This is a genomic window from Ruminococcoides intestinihominis, from assembly GCF_040096285.1.
Taxonomy (GTDB): Bacteria; Bacillota; Clostridia; order Oscillospirales; family Acutalibacteraceae; genus Ruminococcoides; species Ruminococcoides intestinihominis.
The window spans coordinates 114,695-133,347 of sequence record NZ_JBBMEY010000001.1 but is presented as its reverse complement, the minus strand read 5'-3'; the positions used below and the strand labels follow the sequence as shown (position 1 = coordinate 133,347).

The window sequence follows — 18,653 nt, the reverse complement described above, 5'->3', positions numbered from 1 at the left end:
ATGCCTAATGTAGTTGTAATTGGTGGTGGTGCATCAGGCCTTATGGCTGCCGGTACTGCTGCATATTATGGTGCTAATGTTACATTGCTTGAGAAGAATAGCCGTACCGGTAGAAAAATTCTGGTAACCGGTAAAGGTAGATGTAATATTACAAATAACTGTGACAAAGATACATTTATTGCAAATGTTCCTACTAATCCAAGATTTTTATATAGTGCAATTAATAATTTTGATTGCCAAGATACAATAGATTTCTTTAATGATTTAGGACTTGAAACTAAAACTGAAAGAGGAAACAGAGTTTTCCCTGTTTCAGATAAAGCAATGGATGTTGCCGATACACTTTATACTTTTGCAAAGCATAATGGTGTAAAAATCATTGAGTCAACTGCAAAGGTTATTTTAACTTCTGAAGGTAAAGTCAGTGGTGTACTTGATACAAAAGGTAATAAATATGATGCCGATTGTGTAATAATTGCTACCGGTGGTATGAGTTATCCCGGTACAGGTTCAACAGGTGATGGCTATAAGTTAGCAAAAACTGTCGGTCATACTATTACAGAAATAAAGCCATCATTAGTAGGATTAATTTCAAGTGACGAATTTTGCAAGGAACTTCAAGGACTTTCACTAAAGAATGTTAATCTAACAACCTATGAAAATGGGAAAGAAATTTTTAGTGAACAAGGTGAAATGCTTTTCACTCATCAAGGTGTATCAGGACCTCTTGTATTATCGGCAAGTTCTCATATGAGAAATTTTGAAAAGAAAAGTTATAAAATCTCCATTGACCTTAAACCTGCTTTATCTGAAGAAAAGTTAGATTTAAGACTTCAAAAAGATTTTTCTGAACATAAGAATAATCAAATTAACAATTCATTAGGTAAATTATTACCTAAGAAAATAATTCCTGTTGTCTTGAAAATGTGGGGCATAGACCCAACTAAAAAATGTAATTCAATTACAAAAGAAGAACGACAGGAATTAAACAAAATATTAAAGAATTTTACTGTAAAAATTAAGTCCCTTGGCAGTATCAAAGAAGCAATTATAACTTCCGGTGGTGTTTCTACTAAGGAAATCAGCCCTAAAACTATGGAAAGCAAAATCCTTTCAGGTCTGTTTTTTTGTGGTGAAGTTATTGATGTTGATGCTTACACAGGTGGATTTAACTTGCAAATTGCCTTTTCTACCGGTAGACTTGCAGGATATTACAGTGCTATAAAGGAAGGTTAAAATTATGTCTATTGCTATTGCTATTGATGGACCTGCCGGTGCAGGTAAGTCATCACTTTCAAAGGAAGTTGCTAAGGAACTTTCTTTTATTTATGTTGATACAGGTGCTTTGTACAGAACTATTGGTCTTGCGGCATCTCGTAAAGGACTAAAGAAAGAAGATAAAGCAGAGATTATCTCAATGCTTAATGATATTGATGTTAAGTTAAGTTTTAATGATGAAGGAACACAGATTGTTCTACTTAACGGTGAAGATGTTTCAAGTTATATCAGAACACCTGAGGCCAGTATGTTTGCCTCAGCAGTTTCTGCTATTCCGGAAGTAAGAGCATTTCTTTTAGATTTACAGAGAAATATGGCTAAAAGTGATAATGTTATTATGGATGGCAGAGATATTGGCACAGTTGTTTTACCTGATGCCAAGATTAAAATTTTCTTAACTGCTTCTCCTGAAAAAAGAGCTATGAGAAGACACAAAGAAAATATAGAAAAAGGCATTGACTCAACTTATGAAGAAGTGCTAAAAGATGTTAATCAGAGAGATTATCAAGACAGTCATAGAGAAATTGCACCACTAAAACCTGCTGAGGATAGTGTTCTTGTTGATACAAGTGACTATGACTTTGAAGGTTCTAAGGAACTTCTCCTAAAAGTTATAAAGGAGAGAATGTAATGAGTGAACAGAAAAAAGAAACACAGAATGTAACAAACAATGAACCGGCAAAAATTAAAGAGCATAAGGCCTTTTATTTTGCTTGTAGAGCTATCGTAATTTGTATTTTTAAGTTACTATACAGATACACAGTAATCAGAGAATGTGAACTTCCAAAGAATGGTAGTTATATTATTGCATCAAACCATCTTTCAAATACAGACCCTGTATTTGTTGGTTTAACTCATAAACGAAGAGTATATTTTATGGCAAAGGTTGAACTGTTTAAAAATAAATTTTTTGGTGGACTGATTAAGATGCTTGGTGCATTTCCTGTAACAAGAGGTGCAAATGACGGTAAAGCTATTGCAACAGGTGAAGATTTAATCAATGACGGTAAAGTTATGACAATCTTCATTGAAGGTGGCAGAACAAAAACCGGTGAACTTATGAGACCAAGAAGTGGTTGTGCAGTAATTGCCCGTCAAACCAAAGCACCGGTTGTACCAATGTGTATCACAATTGTTGGTAACAAGAAAAATATTTTTGCAAAGCGTGTTATCCATATCGGTAAACCACTTTCTTATGAAGATCTAGGCTTCTCAAATGATGAAGAACCTTCACCAAGAGAATATAGAGAGGCTTCAAGAATTATTATAGAGCAAATCTCAAAATTTAGAGAAATGGATAGAAAAGATAAGTAATGAGTAAGATTATTGTTGCTGAGTCAGCAGGATTTTGTTTTGGTGTAAATAGAGCAATAAACATTCTCTATAAATTGATTGACGAAAATAAACCGGCTTGTACTTTAGGTCCTATTATCCATAATATGCAAATGGTTAATGAACTTAGAGAAAAAGGTGTCAGAACAATAGACAAGATTAGTGAAGCAAAAGAGAATGAAACTATTGTAATTCGTTCCCATGGTGTGCCACAGTCTATTGTTGATGAAATTAATGAAAGACACCTTGACTATATTGATGCTACTTGTCCATTTGTTTCTAAAATACATAAAATTGTAAGTGAAACAGATGATGATAGTATTGTTATTATTGCCGGTGACAAGAACCATCCTGAGGTTCAAGGCATAATGGGACACTGTAAGTCAAAGTGTTACACCTTTAAAAATCAAGAGGAATTACAGGAATTATTTAGTATAATTCCTCAAAAGAATTATAAAACCATAAAAATTGTGGCTCAAACTACTTTTGACCTAAAAGAATGGGAAAAAAGTTTAAAAAGTTTGAAAAATGTCTATACAAATACAAAAATTTTTGATACAATATGTAATGCAACGTCTATACGTCAGAGAGAAGCAGCCAATATCTCAAAGTCAGTTGACTTAATGTTTGTTATTGGCGATAAGCACAGTTCCAACTCTTTCAAGCTGTATAGTATCTGTTCATCCAACTGTGAAAATACTTTTTTCATTGAAACAGCTGATGAACTCCCACTTGAAATGGTGAAGAAAGCAGATAGTATTGGCGTAACTGCAGGTGCATCTACACCGGCAAGGATTATTAAGGAGGTACTGGATAAGATGAGTGAAGTAAATACATCCAGCGTAAATGAAAATGAACTAAGCTTTGAGGAGATGCTAGAAGAATCTCTAAAAAGTATGAATACAAATGAGAGGGTTATGGGTACTGTTATGAGCATCGCTCCTAATGGTGATGTATCAGTTGATGTTGGTAGAAAACAGGCTGGTTTTATTCCAAAAGACGAAATTTCATATGACCCAACTGAAACTGCTCAGGATGTTCTAAAGGTTGGCGACGAAATTGAACTTCTAATTATGAAGACTAACGACCAGGAAGGCACAATTATGCTTTCTAAGAAGAGAGTTGACGCTCAAAAGAATTGGGAAGAACTTGAAGCACTTAACGGTAGCGACGAAATCTTCACAGGTAAGGTTATCGAAGCTGTTAACGGTGGTATCATCGTTATGCTAAAGGGCAACAGAATCTTTATCCCAGCTTCACAGGCTACACTTTCAAGAGATGAAGACCCATCAGCACTAGTTGGTAAGGAAGTACAGTACAGACTTCTAGAAGTTTCAAGAAAGGGCAGAAGAAAGAGAGCTATCGGTTCTATTAAGTCTGTTCTAAAGGAAAAGAGAGCTGAAGAAAAGGCTAAGCTACTTGAAACACTAGCAGTTGGCAACCACTACAAGGGTGTTGTTAAGTCTTTAACAAGCTACGGTGCATTCGTTGACATCGGTGGCGTTTATGGTATGATTCATATTAGCGAACTAAGCTGGTCAAGAATTAAGCATCCATCAGAAGTTGTTAATGTTGGTGACGAAGTTGAAGTTTACATTAAGGACATTAACGAAGAAACAAAGAAGATTTCTCTAGGCTATAAGAAGGAAGAAGACAACCCATGGTTCATTCTTAAGAATAAATATCCGGTTGATTCTGTAGTTAAGTGCAAGATTGTTGGTCTAACAACATTCGGTGCATTTGCTAACATTATTCCTGGTATTGACGGTCTAATTCACATTAGCCAGATTGCTAACAAGAGAATCGACAAGCCTCAGGATGTTCTTTCTGTAGGTCAGGAAGTTGAAGCAAAGATTATTGCTATTGACTTTGATAAGAAGAGAGTTTCTCTTTCAATGCGTGCACTTCTACCTGAAGAAGCTGACAAAGCTGAAGACACAGCAGAAGTTGCTGAATAATTGATTTTTGAGAGGCATCTTTATTGATGCCTCTTTTTTGTGAAATAAGGCACCGTTATGGTGCCTTAATTTGCATTTTATATTTTTATTTTGTGATATATTTTACTTGAGGTGAGTATTATGAAAACAGATGTAAAGTCACAAACAAAAGAAGTATTTGATGAAGTAATTGAAAAGGCAAAGCTAAAGTCCGGTGATATTCTTGTAATCGGTTGTTCAACATCAGAGATTCATGGTAACCCTATGGGTACTGATAGCAACCTTAACCTAGCTAAAGAAGTTTACAGCGTATTTTATCCAAAGCTAAAGTCAATGGGTGTTTATATGGCAGTACAGTGTTGTGAACATCTTAACAGAGCTTTAGTAGTAGAAAAAGAACTTGCTGATAAATTATCTTTACCACAAGTAAATGTAATTCCTCAGCCAAAGGCAGGTGGTTCATCAGCTACAACAGCTTATGAACTTTTTGATAACCCGGTAATGGTTGAACATATTAAGGCTGATGCAGGTATTGATATTGGTGGTGTATTAATCGGTATGCACCTAAAAGAAACTGCAGTACCTCTAAAACTAAAGAATAAATTTATCGGTGAAGCAAGAATTATTGCTGCTCGTACTCGACCAAAGTTTATTGGTGGTGTAAGAGCTGTATATGATGAAAATTTACTTTAGGAGATGAATATGAACACATTTGACATCCAAACTAATAAAGAAGAATTTATCAGAATATATAAAGAAAATATCCACAGAGAAGGTAGTGAAGAACTACTAAAGTGGATTGAAAAGACAGATTTCTTCACAGCACCTGCAAGTACTCGTTATCACAATGCTTGTGAAGGTGGTCTTTGCGCACATTCACTTTCTGTATATCATACCTTAATGGATAAGCATTTTGATGAAGAAACCGATGATATTGAAAGTTTCACTATTTCATCATTACTTCACGATTTGTGTAAAGCTGAATTTTATACAGTAAGTATGCGTAATTCTAAAAATGAAGAAACAGGTAAATGGGAGAAAGTCCCTTACTTTACCATTGATGATAAATTTCCATACGGTCATGGTGAAAAATCAGTATTTTTAATTGAAAGAAAAATGCGCCTAAGACTTGATGAAGCTATGGCAATTCGTTGGCATATGGGTGGTTTTGATGAAGGTGGTGGCTTTTCTATTAGCCAGGCATATGATAAATACCCATTAGCAGTAAAACTTCATCTTGCAGACTTAGAGTCAACATATTTAAGGGAAAAGGGCACTTCTGAAGTGAATAAAAGATAATTATGGATATTAATAATGCGAAAAGTAGAGTAGAAGAATTAACCAATCTTCTAAACTACCACAACAATTTATATTATAATCAGGATAACCCTGAAATCAGTGACTATGAATATGATAAACTTTTAAGAGAACTTGAGGACCTTGAAAAGCAGTTTCCAACACTATTAAAGAAAGACTCACCAACCCAAAAGGTTGGTGGCAGTGCAGGTGAAAAGTTTAGTGAAGTTACTCATACAGTACAAATGATGAGCCTTCATGATTCATTTAGTCACGGTGAACTTCTTGATTTTGACCGTAAAGTCAGAGAAGTAGTACAAAATCCACTTTATGTAGTTGAACCTAAGTTTGATGGACTTTCTGTTTCTTGTGAATACGAGAACGGTGTATTTGTCAGAGGTTCAACAAGAGGTGATGGTTTTGTTGGTGAAGATATTACAGATAACTTAATCACAATTAAGTCTTTACCTAAACGACTAAAGAATGCACCTGAGTATCTTGAAGTTCGTGGTGAAGTTTATATGTCCGATGATAACTTCCTAAAACTTCTGAAGATTCAAGAGGATAACGAAGAAAAGCCTTTCAAAAACCCTCGTAATGCTGCTGCCGGTTCTTTGCGACAGAAAAATTCTAAAATTACTGCTCAAAGAAACCTAGATATTTTTATATTTAATATTCAGCAAATCAGAGGTGTAACTTTGACAAGTCATAAGCAAAGCCTTGATTATTTAACAGAACTGGGTTTTCCAACTGCTCCATTCTATAATAGATATGACAATATGGAAGATGTTATTGATGAAATTGAAAGAATCAATAATATTCGTGGTACATTTGGTTTCCCTATTGACGGTGCAGTAGTTAAAGTGGATGATTTTTCTCAGAGAGAATTATTAGGTGCAACTGCTAAATTTCCTAAATGGGCAGAAGCATATAAATACCCACCTGAAGAAAAAGAAACTAAACTTCTTGATATTGAAATTAATGTTGGCAGAACAGGTGCATTAACACCGGTAGGCATTTTTGAACCGGTATTTATTTCAGGCACAACTGTTAGTCGTGCAGTTCTTCATAATGAAGATTTTATCAAGGAAAAGGATATTCGTATTGGTGATACTGTAATTATCCGTAAAGCCGGTGAAATTATTCCGGAAGTTGTTTCTCTAAAATCTCATGGAGAAAATACTGTGCCATATGTATTCCCAACAGTATGTCCGTCTTGTGGCAGTAAAGTTACTAGAGATGGTGAAGAGGCAGCAATTCGTTGTACAAATACTGAATGTCCGGCACAGTTACTAAGACACTTAATCCACTTTGTAAGTAGAGATGCAATGGATATTGAGGGCTTAGGTCCGGCAGTACTTGAGCAACTTGTAAATTCTTCTTTGGTTAAGTCACCGGTAGATTTGTATAAACTTACTCCTATGGATGTATTAGGACTTGAAAGAAAGGCTGAAAAGTCAGCTCTAAACTTAATTGACTCTATTGAAAAGTCAAAGGAGCAAGAACTATACAGACTTATTTTTGCTTTAGGTATCCGTCATATAGGTCAAAAGGCTGCAAAATTACTTTGTGATAACCTTTTAACTATTGAGAATATAATGAACAGTAAAGTTGAAGATTACACCAACATTGATGGTTTTGGTACTGTTATGGCTGAAAGTATTGTAGAATATTTTAGCCATGAAGAAAGTATCAACCTAATTAAAGAACTAAAAGAATGTGGTGTAAAGATGCCACCTGTAGAGAAAAAGTCAGAAGAAGGCAAATTCGCCGGACTTACATTTGTTCTAACAGGTACACTTCCAACCTTAAAAAGAAGTGAGGCTTCAAAGATGATAGAGAATGCCGGTGGTAAAACTTCATCATCTGTAAGTAAAAAAACCAGCTATGTAGTAGCAGGTGAAGAGGCAGGTAGTAAACTAACAAAAGCCCAAAACCTAGGTGTTACTATTATTACAGAAGAACAACTTCTAAATATGCTGGAAAGTTAATTTAATAATTTTTTATGACTACTAATTGTTTATCAGTTAGTAGTCATATTTTTTTGCCCATAAACATATGATTTACAGAAAGGAATGAAATTTATGGACAAAACTTATGATGTGTTAAAGGATATTTTCAAGATTTTACCGGAAAGAATTGTACATTCAATCAGTAAACTACCTAGTGAAATCAAGGAAAATATTCAGGAAATTCGTTTACGAACTAACAGACCTGTTGCCTTAACTTGTGAAAGTGTAACTTACTATTTAACGGACAAGTCCTTTACTGCTGATTTGTTTAACAACCTAAACTACATTAAAGTATCTAAAATTGAAATTACAGAAACTTTTACAAAAGCTTGTACATATTCTGTGTATAACCGTCAGCAAGAAATTTCAAATGGTTTCATCACTATTAATGGTGGTCATAGAATGGGTATTTCCGGTACAGGTGTCTATTCTAAAGGTGACTTAGTTAATGTAAAGGATATTACTTCCTTAAATGTTAGAATTGCAAGAGAGTATATAGGTTGCAGTAGAAATTTACTTGAGCAACTTAATAATAATTTTGGCAGTATCTTAATTTGTGGCAAGCCTTGTTCAGGCAAAACAACTTTAATTAGGGATTTAGCAAGAGAACTTTCTCTAAATTATGGTAAGAAAGTTTGTGTTATTGATAGTCGTAATGAAATTTCTTCAACCTATAGAGGTGAGTTAACCAAAGATTTAGGTAACTGTGATGTGTATTCTATGTACAAAAAGACAGATGCTATTGAACATTCTGTAAGAAATATGGCACCTGACTATGTGGTTTGTGATGAAATAGTTACCGAAGAAGAAGTAAAAGCTATTTCTTATGGACTTAATTCCGGTGTTAATTTCATAGCTACCATTCATTCATCATCACCGTTTGAACTAAAGAACAAAGTGATTTTTAAGAAACTCCAAGAACTTAACGGCTTTTCTTCAGTTGTAATGCTGAAAAATATAGGTACTCCTTGTACAGTTGACTCAATAATCAGTATGAAAGAAATTGGTAAATAAATTGATTTTAAAATATATAGGTTTGTTTTTTGCATTCACTTTCTTTACTTCAATAGGCTTTTATATGTCCTATAAATTACAAAGAAGAAGAAAATACCTTTCCACAATACTTCTGTTCCTAAATAGATTACAAGCAACAATAACATTTAGAAAAGATGATATAGAAGAAATTGTTTTCAACTTAGCCGATGATGAACTTGCACCACTGAAAAATGCAGAAAATAACTACTATGAAAAAATAATAGAAAATCTCAATTTTAATAATAAAGATAGAGAACTTTTATCATCATTTTTCAAAGATTTAGGAACAACAGATATTGACGGTGAATTATCCCATATAAAAATGTATCAAGAACTTTTTTCAGAACAATATAAACTCTCAAAAGAAGACATAAAAAATAAAGGAAAACTCTACAGAATGTTAGGTCTGTTTTTGGGACTGGCATTTGTAGTGTTATTTATTTAAGGTGATTTTATGGAAGTAGATATGATATTCAAAATTGCAGCAATAGGAATTATTGTTGCAGTGCTAAATCAATTGCTAATTCGTAGTGGTAGAGAAGAACAAGCCTTGTTAACCACTATAATGGGTCTAATAGTAGCACTAATGATGATAATTTCACAAATCAGCACATTATTTGACACAATAAAGTCGGTGTTTGGTTTATGAGCGAAATATTATTAGTCTGTTCGGTAGCAGTTGTTGCATTTGTACTTTCTATTGCCTTAAAAAATACCCATCCATCAATATCCTTAATAATCATAATAACAACTTCAATTATCGTTTTACTTTATATTCTTGACTATATTGTTGATGTAGTAGATTACATAAATCTTCTATTCAAAAGTGTAAATATAAATACTGAGTATGTAACAATTCTTCTAAAGTGTACAGGCATATGTTTCTTAACGGAATTTTGTTGTGATATGTGCAAGGAAAGTGGTTGTAATTCATTGTCCTCACAAATTTCTTTTGCAGGTAAAGTAATTACCCTTGTAATGGCAATTCCTTTATTTAAAGAAGTACTGAAAATCTCACTATCTTTAGCAGGTGTACAATGAAAAAGATAGTTGTAATTCTTATAATACTTTTAATACCACTTTCACTTACAACAAAATGTTATGCAAGTACTTATTCAGATGCTTTAGAAGAAATCGGTGGTGGTACACTTACCGATAGCCTTGATGATAAAAGTAAAGAAATTCTAAAAGATTTTGGTGTAGATGAAAAGGACTACAACAGTATAATCAATATGTCTTTTTCAAATGTATTTCACAAAATTTTTGATATTGTAAATGATGAGGGAGTAACACCATTTTCTTCATCAGCACTAATTCTTTCTTTACTTCTTATTTATTCAGTATTTGATAATTTTAGGGATGGTCTAAAGAATAAAGAGCTAAAGTGCATTACAGATACAGTTTTTGTATTATTAGTTACCCTTTCAATCTCATCACCTGTAATTTCTGTTATAAATAGAGCAATAGAGTCAATTAACAATGCCGGTAGTTTTATGCTACTGTATATACCCATTATGGCAGTAATACTAATTACAAATGGACAAAGTATCACAGGTGCATCATATTATTCATTGGTTGTTATGGTAGGTGAAGGTGTTACTTATATTGCAAAGAATATTGTTTCACCTTTATTAAGTGTATTTTTGGGACTTTCTGTTACTTTTGCAATTTCTTCTGACCTTAATATGCAAGGCATTATAAATGAAATATCCAAAATTATAAAGTGGATAATCGGTTTTGCAATGACAGTTTTCTCAGGTTTACTAACCTTTAAAACTTTAATTACCACATCAGCAGATTCAATTTCCACCAGAGCGGTAAGGTTTACATTATCATCATTTATTCCTATAGTAGGTTCAGCTTTATCAGAAGCATATAAAACAATTCAAGGTAGTATGTGCTTACTAAAAACCGGACTAGGTGTCTTTGTAATTATTAGTGTAATGATTGTATTTTTACCTATTATAATTCATTGTTTATTGTGGATAATCTCACTAAATATAACCGGTGGCATAGGTAATATGTTAGGTATCAAAGGACCAATATCAATTATAAAATCTTGCAGTACAGTACTTACTACTTTACTTGTAATTATCTTATGTGTAATGGCTATTTATGTAATCAGTACTGCAATAATTTTAACAATGGGGAATGGTACATGAACTTAATCAGCAATACAGCAGTAATGTTATGCATATGTACAGTTGCTTGTATTTTAGTGAAGTTTTTAGTACCTGAGGGTGGAACAAGAAAGACACTTAACCTTATAATTTCTACTGTACTTGTAATTACTATGATAATGCCCGTAAAGTCTTTATTTACGGAAAATAATAAAATAAATATTAATATGCCAAATGAAACGAAAATATCGGAAGAATATAACGAAAAAGTCCTTTCTACAACAAAAACCAACCTAGAAAAATCTGTTAAGTCAATCCTAGAGCAGAATAACATCAATATAAATAATGCAGTAGTAACTCTAAAAACAGACCAAAATAATGGCATAATTATTGAGTTAATCAGCATATATATTACTAATGATAATCAGTTAACAAGTAGCAAAATAACTAACCTTATTAAAGAAAATTTCAGTGTTACACCACAGATAATTTTGGAGCAGTAAATGAAAGAAAAGTTACAAAAGCTTAAGCAAGATAAAAATTTAATAAGAGTGATTTATATTATTGGAATTATAGGAATTGCATTAATATTTTGTTCTACATTTTTTTCAAGTAAAAGTAGTGATGATACTATTAGTCCTCACTCAATAAGTGATTATCAATCTACCCAAGAAACAAGAATTAAAGATATGGTTGAGTCAATAGAAGGTGTAGGAAATGCGAAGGTGATGATAACAATGGAAAACTCAGCAGAACAAATTTATACAGATGATACCAAAGTAAAAGAAATTGAACCTGCAGTTAGAGGTGTACTTGTTATTTGTACAGGTGCAAATAATCCTGAAATAAAAGAAACTGTACTGGAATCAGTTACAAAAACTTTAAATATTTCATCAGATAAAGTTTGTATAACTAAGCTAAAGGAGAAATAGTTATGAAAATGAAAAAAAGAAATTTAATAGTAGCTGCCTTAGTAATTGCCTTAGGTGCAGCAGTATATTTAAATTGGCAGTTTGGTGGAGATAATACTCTACTGACTTCTTCAACAAAAGAACTGGGTGCTGCTGAATATGTAAATAATGATACAACAGTAACTTCACCGTCAAAGACAAATTTATCTTCAAAACAATCAAATTACTTTGCTGACGCCAGAACCAAGAGAGAACAGTCCCAAGATAAGGTTGTGGATATTGCAAAGGAAGTGCTGGAAAAATCCGACTCATCAACTGACTCAAAGGAAAGTGCAAAGACTCAAGCAGAAAAAATCGAAAAGTATATTACATACCAAACCAATATTGAAAACCTACTAAAAGCAAAAGGCTTTACAGATTGTCTATGTTGTATTACAGAAAAGGGTTGTTCTGTTGTAGTACCGAAAGAAGATATGAAAAAGTCAAGTCCTATGATTATCAAGGATGTTGTATATGGTCAAACAGGCATAAATTTTGAAAATATCACAATAACTGAGATTTAGCTATATTTACATTACCTTAAAAATATGATATAATCACATTAATATTTTTGAGGAGATAGTAATTATGAGTGATAACAATATTACACGCCGTGAAGAGAGAGAACAGGCTTTTTTAATTTGTTTTGAAAAGCTATTTACAAATAGTTCAATAGAAGAAATTTCAGAATGTGCTGAAGAATCAAGAGATGATACTTATTCAGATTTTGCCCTAAAATGTGCTGATGGTGTAACTCAGCATGTTGAAGAAATTGATGAAATTATTTCTTCACATTTAACAGGCAAATGGAAAATTGAAAGACTTAATAAAGTTTCCCTAAGTATTATGCGTCTAGCAGTTTATGAACTAAAATACCTTGATGATATTCCGGCAAATGTAACTATCAATGAGGCAGTAGAACTAAGTAAGAAGTTCTCAGGTGAAGATGAATATAAATTTGTCAATGGCGTACTGGGTGCTATTGCAAGGGATTTATAATGCCTTTGTTTCTTGGAATAGATACAAGCAACTATACAACATCAGTTGCTTTGTATGATAGTGACAACCGCAAGGACTATAGTGCAAGAAAGCTGTTACCTGTTAAAGCCGGTGAGAAAGGTATTCGTCAAAGTGATGCAGTTTTTCACCATACTCAGCAACTTCCTGACCTTGTAGAAGAAATTAAGAAGTATATTGACAAGCCTATTACAGCAGTAGGTGTATCAGCAAAGCCTAGACCTGTAGAGGGCAGTTATATGCCTTGTTTTACTGTGGGACTTGGTTTAGCAAGGTCACTTTCAGCATTACTAAATATACCTTTGTATGAATTTACCCATCAACATGGCCATATTGTTTCAGTACTTTATTCAGCTAATAGACTTGACTTAATAGGTAAGAAGTTTATTTCTTTTCATGTTAGTGGTGGTACAACTGAGGCTTTGCTTGTTGATGAAGATTTTAATATTGATTTAGTAGCCAATACACTTGACTTAAATGCAGGTCAAGCAGTTGACAGAATTGGTTTACTTCTAGGTTGTACTTTTCCTTGTGGTAAAGAACTTGAAAAATTTGCACTTAATTTTAAAGGTAAAGTAAAACCTAAACCAACACTAAAAGGTACAAATTGTTGTATCAGTGGTGTTGAAAATCAATGTAAAAAAATGATAGAAAATAATGTACCTAAAGAAGAAGTTGCTTTTTATTGCTTAAAGTATATTGAAGAAACTATCTATAAAATGGCTATTGCTTTAAAAGATAAGTACGGAGATTTGCCTCTGGTTTTTGCAGGTGGTGTTATGAGCAATAGCATAATTAGAGAAAGTATGGAAAAAAGATTAGATTGTGTTTTTGCAAAGCCTGAATATTCAACAGATAATGCAGTTGGTATTTCTTGCCTTGCATATAGAGGATGGAAAGATGCTACCGGTTGAACCTAAAATTTTAACTGTTTCACAACTGAATTTTTATGTTAAGTCAATATTGGATAGTGACCAAAGGCTTAATTATGTCTTTTTGTGTGGTGAGATTTCTAACCTAACTGACCATTATAGAAGTGGTCATATTTACCTTTCTCTAAAGGATAACAAGTCTGTTATTCGTGCAGTTATGTTTGCCGGAAATGCCCGTAACCTAAAGTTTAAACCTATGGAGGGTATGAAAGTAATTTGCCGAGGTAGAGTTACTTTGTATGAGGCTACCGGTCAGTATCAGTATTATATTGAAGATATGCAACCTGACGGTATAGGTGCTTTATATCAAGCCTATGAACAACTGAAAGAAAAATTGCAGTCAAAGGGTCTGTTTGATGAAAGTCATAAGAAACCTATTCCATATTGTCCAAAGACTATTGGTGTAATTACCAGCCCAACAGGTGCAGCAGTACAAGATATAAAGAATATTTTAACCAGAAGATTTCCTTCAGTTAATATTGTTCTATGTCCTGTTCTTGTTCAAGGTGATAATGCTGTTCCTCAACTTATTGATGCAGTTAATAAGTTAAATGAATATGATTTGTGTGATACCATCATCATCGGTAGAGGTGGTGGTTCCATTGAAGATTTATGGGCATTTAATGACGAGAATTTAGCCTATGCAATTTATAATAGCCACATTCCTGTAATTTCAGCAGTAGGTCACGAAACCGACTTTACAATTTGCGACTTTGTGTCTGATTTAAGAGCACCAACTCCATCAGCAGGTGCAGAACTTGCAGTGCCTGATAGAAACGAAATTTTGCAAAATCTAGATGCCCAAAGACAATATTTATCCTCATTAATGGATAAAAAGTTAATTGAAAATAAGAATATTATTTCAGAAATGACAACAAAATTATTGTCACTTTCACCGGATGATAAAATTGCAAAATTATATAATGACTTAGATTTTCTAAGTCAAAAGTATGAGAATAACAGTAACAGAATATTCCAGAATACTGCTAACAAAATTGAACTTCTGGCAACAAAACTAGAGTCACTAAATCCGGTATCAACTCTAAAAAGAGGTTATTCTGTTGTTACAAATAATGATAAAACCGTCACTTCAGTTAAGGATGTTAAAAATGGAGATACACTTGCTATTAATGTTACAGATGGCAAGATTATTTCTAAAGTTATAGGTGAGTAAAATGGCTTTTGTTCATTTACATTTACATAGTGAATATAGTTTATTAGATGGAGCCTGTCGTATTGATAGGCTCGCTTCTGCATGTAAAGAAAAAAATATGAATGCTTTGGCAATTACTGACCATGGTGTAATGTATGGTGTAATTGACTTTTATAGAGCATGTAAAAAGAACGGTATTAAGCCTATTATTGGTTGTGAAGTTTATGTTGCACCTAATTCGAGGTTTCAACAAGACAGAGATTATTACCACTTGATTTTACTTTGCGAGAATAATAAAGGCTATCAGAACTTAATCAAATTAGTTTCAGCCGGCTTTACTGAGGGCTTTTATAAGAAACCAAGAATTGACAGAGAATTACTTGAAAAGTATCATGAGGGTTTAATTTGTCTTTCTGCTTGTTTAGCCGGTGAAGTGCCACAGAGAATTTTGGCTAATGATTATAAGGGTGCAAAAGAAGTTGCAAAGTATTATCAGGATTTGTTTGGTAAAGATAATTATTTCCTTGAACTTCAAAACCATAATATAAAGGAAGAAATTTTAGTAGCAGATAAAATTAAGCAAATTTCAAGTGAACTGACTATTCCTATGGTAGTTACAAATGACTGTCATTATATTGAAAAGTCAGAAAGCAAAATGCATGAAGTGCTACTTTGTATTCAAACTAACCATACTATCTATGATGAAGATAAAATGAAATTTCAAACAGATGAATTCTATTTAAAGACAGAAGAAGAAATGAAAAGTCTTTTTCCTGACCTTACTTCTGCTTATGAAAATACGCAGAAAATTGCAGATAGATGTAATGTAGAATTTGAGTTTGGTGTAAGGAAACTTCCTAATTTTGATGTACCAAATAATGAGGACCATTACGAATATTTTAAGCGAAATTGTTATGAGGGTTTGTACAAGCATTATGGCAGTAATCCCGATAAATCTATTGTAGATAGACTTGAGTATGAACTAGGTGTTATTAAGTCAATGGGTTTTGTTGATTACTACCTAATCGTTAATGACTTTGTACAGTTTGCAAAGGGTAGTGGTATTCCTGTAGGACCGGGTAGAGGTTCAGGTGCAGGTTCACTTTGTGCCTATTGTATCGGTATTACAGGTATTGACCCTATAAAGTACGATTTACTTTTTGAAAGATTTTTAAACCCTGAAAGAGTGTCAATGCCTGACTTTGATATTGACTTTTGCAATAAAAGACGACCTGAAGTTATTCAGTATGTTATTGATAAGTACGGTAAGGATAAAGTAGCCCAAATTATTGCATTTGGTACAATGCAAGCAAGAGGTGTTGTTCGTGATGTAGGCAGAGCAACAGGTGTTTCATATGCAGTATGTGACCAAGTAGCAAAACTAATACCATTCGAAATCGGTATGACACTTGATAAAGCACTTCAACAAAATCCTGATTTAAAGAAAATGTATGATACAGATACTCAAATCAAAGACCTTATTGATATGAGTAAGCAAATTGAAGGTATGCCTCGCCATGCAACAATGCATGCTGCCGGTGTTGTAATTACCAAAGACCCTGTATCTGACTATGTACCACTTTCAAAGAATGACGATAATGTAGTAACTCAGTTTACTATGACAACCTTAGAAGAACTTGGACTTCTAAAAATGGATTTCCTAGGACTTCGTAACTTAACCGTTATTGATGATGCAGTTAAAATGATTCATAGGGAAAATAAAGATTTTTCAATAGAAAATATACCTTTAGATGACAAAGGCGTTTTTGATATGATGTCAAAAGGTCAGTCGGAAGGTGTGTTCCAGTTTGAAAGTGCCGGTATGAAAAGAGTTCTAACTCAGCTAAAACCTAATAGCCTTGAAGACTTAATTGCAGTTATTTCTTTGTATCGTCCCGGACCAATGGATAGTATTCCAACATATATTGAAAATCGCCATAATCCAAGCAAAATTAAATATAAACACCCATTACTTGAAGATATTTTAAAGGTTACTTACGGTTGTATTGTTTATCAAGAACAAGTAATGCAGATTTTCCGTAAACTTGCCGGTTACTCACTAGGTAGAGCTGATATTGTAAGAAGAGCCATGAGTAAGAAAAAGCATGATGTTATGGAAAAGGAAAGAGAAATTTTCATTAACGGTCTTGTAAATGAAAAAGGTGAAGTTGAAGTAGAGGGTTGTATTAGACGAGGTGTAGATAAAGCAACTGCAAATTCTATTTATAATGAAATGGAAAGTTTTGCTTCCTATGCTTTCAACAAATCTCACGCAGCTTCTTATGCAACAGTTTCTTACCAAACTGCATATCTAAAGTGTTATTATCCAAAGTACTATATGGCATCATTATTAACCAGTGTACTTGATAACCAAAACAAACTTTCTGTATATATTGAAGAATGTGAGCATATCGGTATCAAAGTATTACCACCAAGTGTAAATTATTCATATAGTGGATTTACACCTGTTGACAATAATATCCGTTTTGGACTTTTAGCAATAAAGAATTTAGGCAGAAACTTTATTGATGAAATAATTGAAGAAAGAAAGAATGGAAAATTCACTTCATTTTATGATTTTTGCAAAAGACTATATGGCAAGAATATGAATAGCAGAGGTATCGAAAGTCTGATTAAGTCTGGTGCTTTAGATAACTTAGGGGCAAACAGAAAGCAAATGCTTTCTGTTTATAAAAATATTCTTGAAAATTTAGAATATGACCATAGAAAAAATGTAGAAGGTCAGCTTTCTTTCTTTGATATGGGTGACAGTAAAGAAGAAAATACAAAAACGGTTAATATGCCTGATGTTTCTGAATTTCCATTTTCTGAACTATTAGCAATGGAAAAAGAAATTGCAGGTATGTACCTTAGTGGTCATCCTTTATCACAATATGATAATTATGCAAAACTTATCCGAGCTGATAGGGTAGGTGATGTAATCAATAAAGATAATATGCGTTACAGAGACGGTCAGCAGATTAAACTATTTGTGATTATTGATAAGGTAAAGAACAAAATTACAAAGTCAAACCAAATGATGTCTTTCCTTAATGTAGAAGATAAATACGGTATGATGGAGGCAATTATCTTCCCAAAAACTTTAGCTGACTATGGTAACTATATTTTTGAAAGTAATATTGTTGAAATGATTGGTACTGTCAATAAAAGGGAAAATGAAGACCCTAAGGTGATTGTCAATCAAATCAGACCTGCACCACCAAAAGATAACATTCCAACAGAATTACCAAGTAGAAGAGAAAAAAAGTTATCTCCAATAACAAGAATCGACAACAAAAGAATAGTAAAACCTGATAAACTGTACTTAAGGATTACTAGTAGAAATAGTAAAAAATTTAAGAAAGTAAAAAATATTCTTGAAATTTTCTCTGGAAGTACAATGGTTATCTTTTATGTTACCGATGAAAACAAACAGTACAAAGCCCCTCGTGCCTTGTGGGCTGATGTAAATGATGTGCTAATTGATGAATTATACTACATATTAGGTAAAGAAAATGTTGTAATTAAGTAAAAACAGAAAATTATACTTGATTATTACCGTACTTATGTATTATAATGATAAAGTAAATA

19 protein-coding genes are annotated in these 18,653 nt (G+C 33.1%); all 19 read left to right on the top strand.

Annotated elements, in window-relative coordinates:
* Window positions 1–1,236: a BaiN/RdsA family NAD(P)/FAD-dependent oxidoreductase gene (locus WMO18_RS00685; protein ID WP_211147615.1), complete on the top strand. Its 1,236-nt coding sequence runs from the start codon at window positions 1–3 to the stop codon at window positions 1,234–1,236.
* Between the two features lie 4 nt (window positions 1,237–1,240).
* The gene (cmk, locus tag WMO18_RS00680; RefSeq protein ID WP_211147616.1) at window positions 1,241–1,909 is read left to right on the top strand and encodes a (d)CMP kinase; all 669 of its coding nucleotides are present in this window, start codon (window positions 1,241–1,243) and stop codon (window positions 1,907–1,909) included.
* Window positions 1,909–2,592 carry a lysophospholipid acyltransferase family protein gene (locus WMO18_RS00675; protein ID WP_211147617.1) on the top strand — a complete coding sequence of 228 codons (684 nt, stop codon included), beginning with the start codon at window positions 1,909–1,911 and terminating at the stop codon, window positions 2,590–2,592. The genes cmk and WMO18_RS00675 overlap by 1 nt, the downstream gene beginning before the upstream one ends.
* A complete protein-coding gene (locus tag WMO18_RS00670) occupies window positions 2,592–4,568 on the top strand; it encodes a bifunctional 4-hydroxy-3-methylbut-2-enyl diphosphate reductase/30S ribosomal protein S1 (protein ID WP_211147618.1) in 1,977 nt (658 codons plus the stop codon). The genes WMO18_RS00675 and WMO18_RS00670 overlap by 1 nt, the downstream gene beginning before the upstream one ends.
* 120 nt (window positions 4,569–4,688) lie before the next feature.
* Window positions 4,689–5,240, top strand: coding sequence for a TIGR01440 family protein (locus WMO18_RS00665; RefSeq protein ID WP_022506133.1), 552 nt, complete (start codon window positions 4,689–4,691; stop codon window positions 5,238–5,240).
* A gap of 9 nt (window positions 5,241–5,249) precedes the next feature.
* Complete coding sequence (locus WMO18_RS00660; RefSeq protein WP_138157886.1) at window positions 5,250–5,846, top strand: hydrolase; 597 nt, start codon at window positions 5,250–5,252, stop codon at window positions 5,844–5,846.
* Window positions 5,847–5,848: 2 nt separating this feature from the next.
* Window positions 5,849–7,834, top strand: a complete 1,986-nt coding sequence (ligA, locus tag WMO18_RS00655; RefSeq protein WP_211147619.1) for an NAD-dependent DNA ligase LigA — start codon at window positions 5,849–5,851, stop codon at window positions 7,832–7,834.
* A 93-nt stretch (window positions 7,835–7,927) separates the two neighbouring features.
* Window positions 7,928–8,869, top strand: coding sequence for an ATPase, T2SS/T4P/T4SS family (locus WMO18_RS00650; RefSeq protein WP_211147620.1), 942 nt, complete (start codon window positions 7,928–7,930; stop codon window positions 8,867–8,869).
* Window positions 8,859–9,335 carry a stage III sporulation protein AB gene (locus WMO18_RS00645; RefSeq protein ID WP_367286226.1) on the top strand — a complete coding sequence of 159 codons (477 nt, stop codon included), beginning with the start codon at window positions 8,859–8,861 and terminating at the stop codon, window positions 9,333–9,335. The genes WMO18_RS00650 and WMO18_RS00645 overlap by 11 nt, the downstream gene beginning before the upstream one ends.
* 9 nt (window positions 9,336–9,344) lie before the next feature.
* Entirely contained in the window at window positions 9,345–9,539 is a 195-nt protein-coding gene (gene spoIIIAC, locus WMO18_RS00640; RefSeq protein WP_022506138.1) for a stage III sporulation protein AC, read from the top strand.
* On the top strand, window positions 9,536–9,931 hold the full coding sequence (locus WMO18_RS00635; protein ID WP_138157882.1) for a SpoIIIAC/SpoIIIAD family protein: 396 nt from the start codon (window positions 9,536–9,538) through the stop codon (window positions 9,929–9,931). Before spoIIIAC ends, WMO18_RS00635 begins: the two co-directional genes overlap by 4 nt.
* Window positions 9,928–11,052 (top strand): stage III sporulation protein AE, encoded by a 1,125-nt coding sequence (locus WMO18_RS00630; protein WP_367286225.1) that lies wholly within the window; start codon window positions 9,928–9,930, stop codon window positions 11,050–11,052. The genes WMO18_RS00635 and WMO18_RS00630 overlap by 4 nt, the downstream gene beginning before the upstream one ends.
* On the top strand, window positions 11,049–11,513 hold the full coding sequence (locus WMO18_RS00625; protein ID WP_367286224.1) for a stage III sporulation protein AF: 465 nt from the start codon (window positions 11,049–11,051) through the stop codon (window positions 11,511–11,513). The genes WMO18_RS00630 and WMO18_RS00625 overlap by 4 nt, the downstream gene beginning before the upstream one ends.
* Window positions 11,514–11,942 carry a SpoIIIAG-related protein gene (locus WMO18_RS00620; protein ID WP_367286223.1) on the top strand — a complete coding sequence of 143 codons (429 nt, stop codon included), beginning with the start codon at window positions 11,514–11,516 and terminating at the stop codon, window positions 11,940–11,942.
* Window positions 11,943–11,944: 2 nt separating this feature from the next.
* A complete protein-coding gene (locus WMO18_RS00615; protein WP_211148103.1) occupies window positions 11,945–12,484 on the top strand; it encodes a SpoIIIAH-like family protein in 540 nt (179 codons plus the stop codon).
* 64 nt (window positions 12,485–12,548) lie between these two features.
* Entirely contained in the window at window positions 12,549–12,959 is a 411-nt protein-coding gene (gene nusB, locus WMO18_RS00610) for a transcription antitermination factor NusB (RefSeq protein ID WP_248004721.1), read from the top strand.
* Window positions 12,959–13,891 carry a tRNA (adenosine(37)-N6)-threonylcarbamoyltransferase complex transferase subunit TsaD gene (locus tag WMO18_RS00605; protein ID WP_211148102.1) on the top strand — a complete coding sequence of 311 codons (933 nt, stop codon included), beginning with the start codon at window positions 12,959–12,961 and terminating at the stop codon, window positions 13,889–13,891. Before nusB ends, WMO18_RS00605 begins: the two co-directional genes overlap by 1 nt.
* Window positions 13,836–15,083 carry an exodeoxyribonuclease VII large subunit gene (gene xseA / locus WMO18_RS00600; protein WP_367286222.1) on the top strand — a complete coding sequence of 416 codons (1,248 nt, stop codon included), beginning with the start codon at window positions 13,836–13,838 and terminating at the stop codon, window positions 15,081–15,083. Before WMO18_RS00605 ends, xseA begins: the two co-directional genes overlap by 56 nt.
* A 1-nt stretch (window position 15,084) precedes the next feature.
* A complete protein-coding gene (locus tag WMO18_RS00595; RefSeq protein ID WP_367286221.1) occupies window positions 15,085–18,594 on the top strand; it encodes a DNA polymerase III subunit alpha in 3,510 nt (1,169 codons plus the stop codon).
* Window positions 18,595–18,653: the final 59 nt, after the last annotated feature.

What these genes read in the sequence shown, in the direction of transcription:
- WMO18_RS00650 (WP_211147620.1), top strand. Translation starts at nt 7,928, where the DNA reads ATGGACAAAACTTATGATGTGTTAAAGGATATTTTCAAGATTTTACCG.
- cmk (WP_211147616.1), top strand. Translation starts at nt 1,241, where the DNA reads ATGTCTATTGCTATTGCTATTGATGGACCTGCCGGTGCAGGTAAGTCA.
- WMO18_RS00675 (WP_211147617.1), top strand. Translation starts at nt 1,909, where the DNA reads ATGAGTGAACAGAAAAAAGAAACACAGAATGTAACAAACAATGAACCG.
- WMO18_RS00595 (WP_367286221.1), top strand. Translation starts at nt 15,085, where the DNA reads ATGGCTTTTGTTCATTTACATTTACATAGTGAATATAGTTTATTAGAT.
- WMO18_RS00620 (WP_367286223.1), top strand. Translation starts at nt 11,514, where the DNA reads ATGAAAGAAAAGTTACAAAAGCTTAAGCAAGATAAAAATTTAATAAGA.
- WMO18_RS00660 (WP_138157886.1), top strand. Translation starts at nt 5,250, where the DNA reads ATGAACACATTTGACATCCAAACTAATAAAGAAGAATTTATCAGAATA.
- WMO18_RS00670 (WP_211147618.1), top strand. Translation starts at nt 2,592, where the DNA reads ATGAGTAAGATTATTGTTGCTGAGTCAGCAGGATTTTGTTTTGGTGTA.
- spoIIIAC (WP_022506138.1), top strand. Translation starts at nt 9,345, where the DNA reads ATGGAAGTAGATATGATATTCAAAATTGCAGCAATAGGAATTATTGTT.
- nusB (WP_248004721.1), top strand. Translation starts at nt 12,549, where the DNA reads ATGAGTGATAACAATATTACACGCCGTGAAGAGAGAGAACAGGCTTTT.
- WMO18_RS00615 (WP_211148103.1), top strand. Translation starts at nt 11,945, where the DNA reads ATGAAAATGAAAAAAAGAAATTTAATAGTAGCTGCCTTAGTAATTGCC.
- xseA (WP_367286222.1), top strand. Translation starts at nt 13,836, where the DNA reads ATGCAGTTGGTATTTCTTGCCTTGCATATAGAGGATGGAAAGATGCTA.
- WMO18_RS00665 (WP_022506133.1), top strand. Translation starts at nt 4,689, where the DNA reads ATGAAAACAGATGTAAAGTCACAAACAAAAGAAGTATTTGATGAAGTA.
- WMO18_RS00635 (WP_138157882.1), top strand. Translation starts at nt 9,536, where the DNA reads ATGAGCGAAATATTATTAGTCTGTTCGGTAGCAGTTGTTGCATTTGTA.
- WMO18_RS00630 (WP_367286225.1), top strand. Translation starts at nt 9,928, where the DNA reads ATGAAAAAGATAGTTGTAATTCTTATAATACTTTTAATACCACTTTCA.
- WMO18_RS00685 (WP_211147615.1), top strand. Translation starts at nt 1, where the DNA reads ATGCCTAATGTAGTTGTAATTGGTGGTGGTGCATCAGGCCTTATGGCT.
- WMO18_RS00625 (WP_367286224.1), top strand. Translation starts at nt 11,049, where the DNA reads ATGAACTTAATCAGCAATACAGCAGTAATGTTATGCATATGTACAGTT.
- WMO18_RS00605 (WP_211148102.1), top strand. Translation starts at nt 12,959, where the DNA reads ATGCCTTTGTTTCTTGGAATAGATACAAGCAACTATACAACATCAGTT.
- ligA (WP_211147619.1), top strand. Translation starts at nt 5,849, where the DNA reads ATGGATATTAATAATGCGAAAAGTAGAGTAGAAGAATTAACCAATCTT.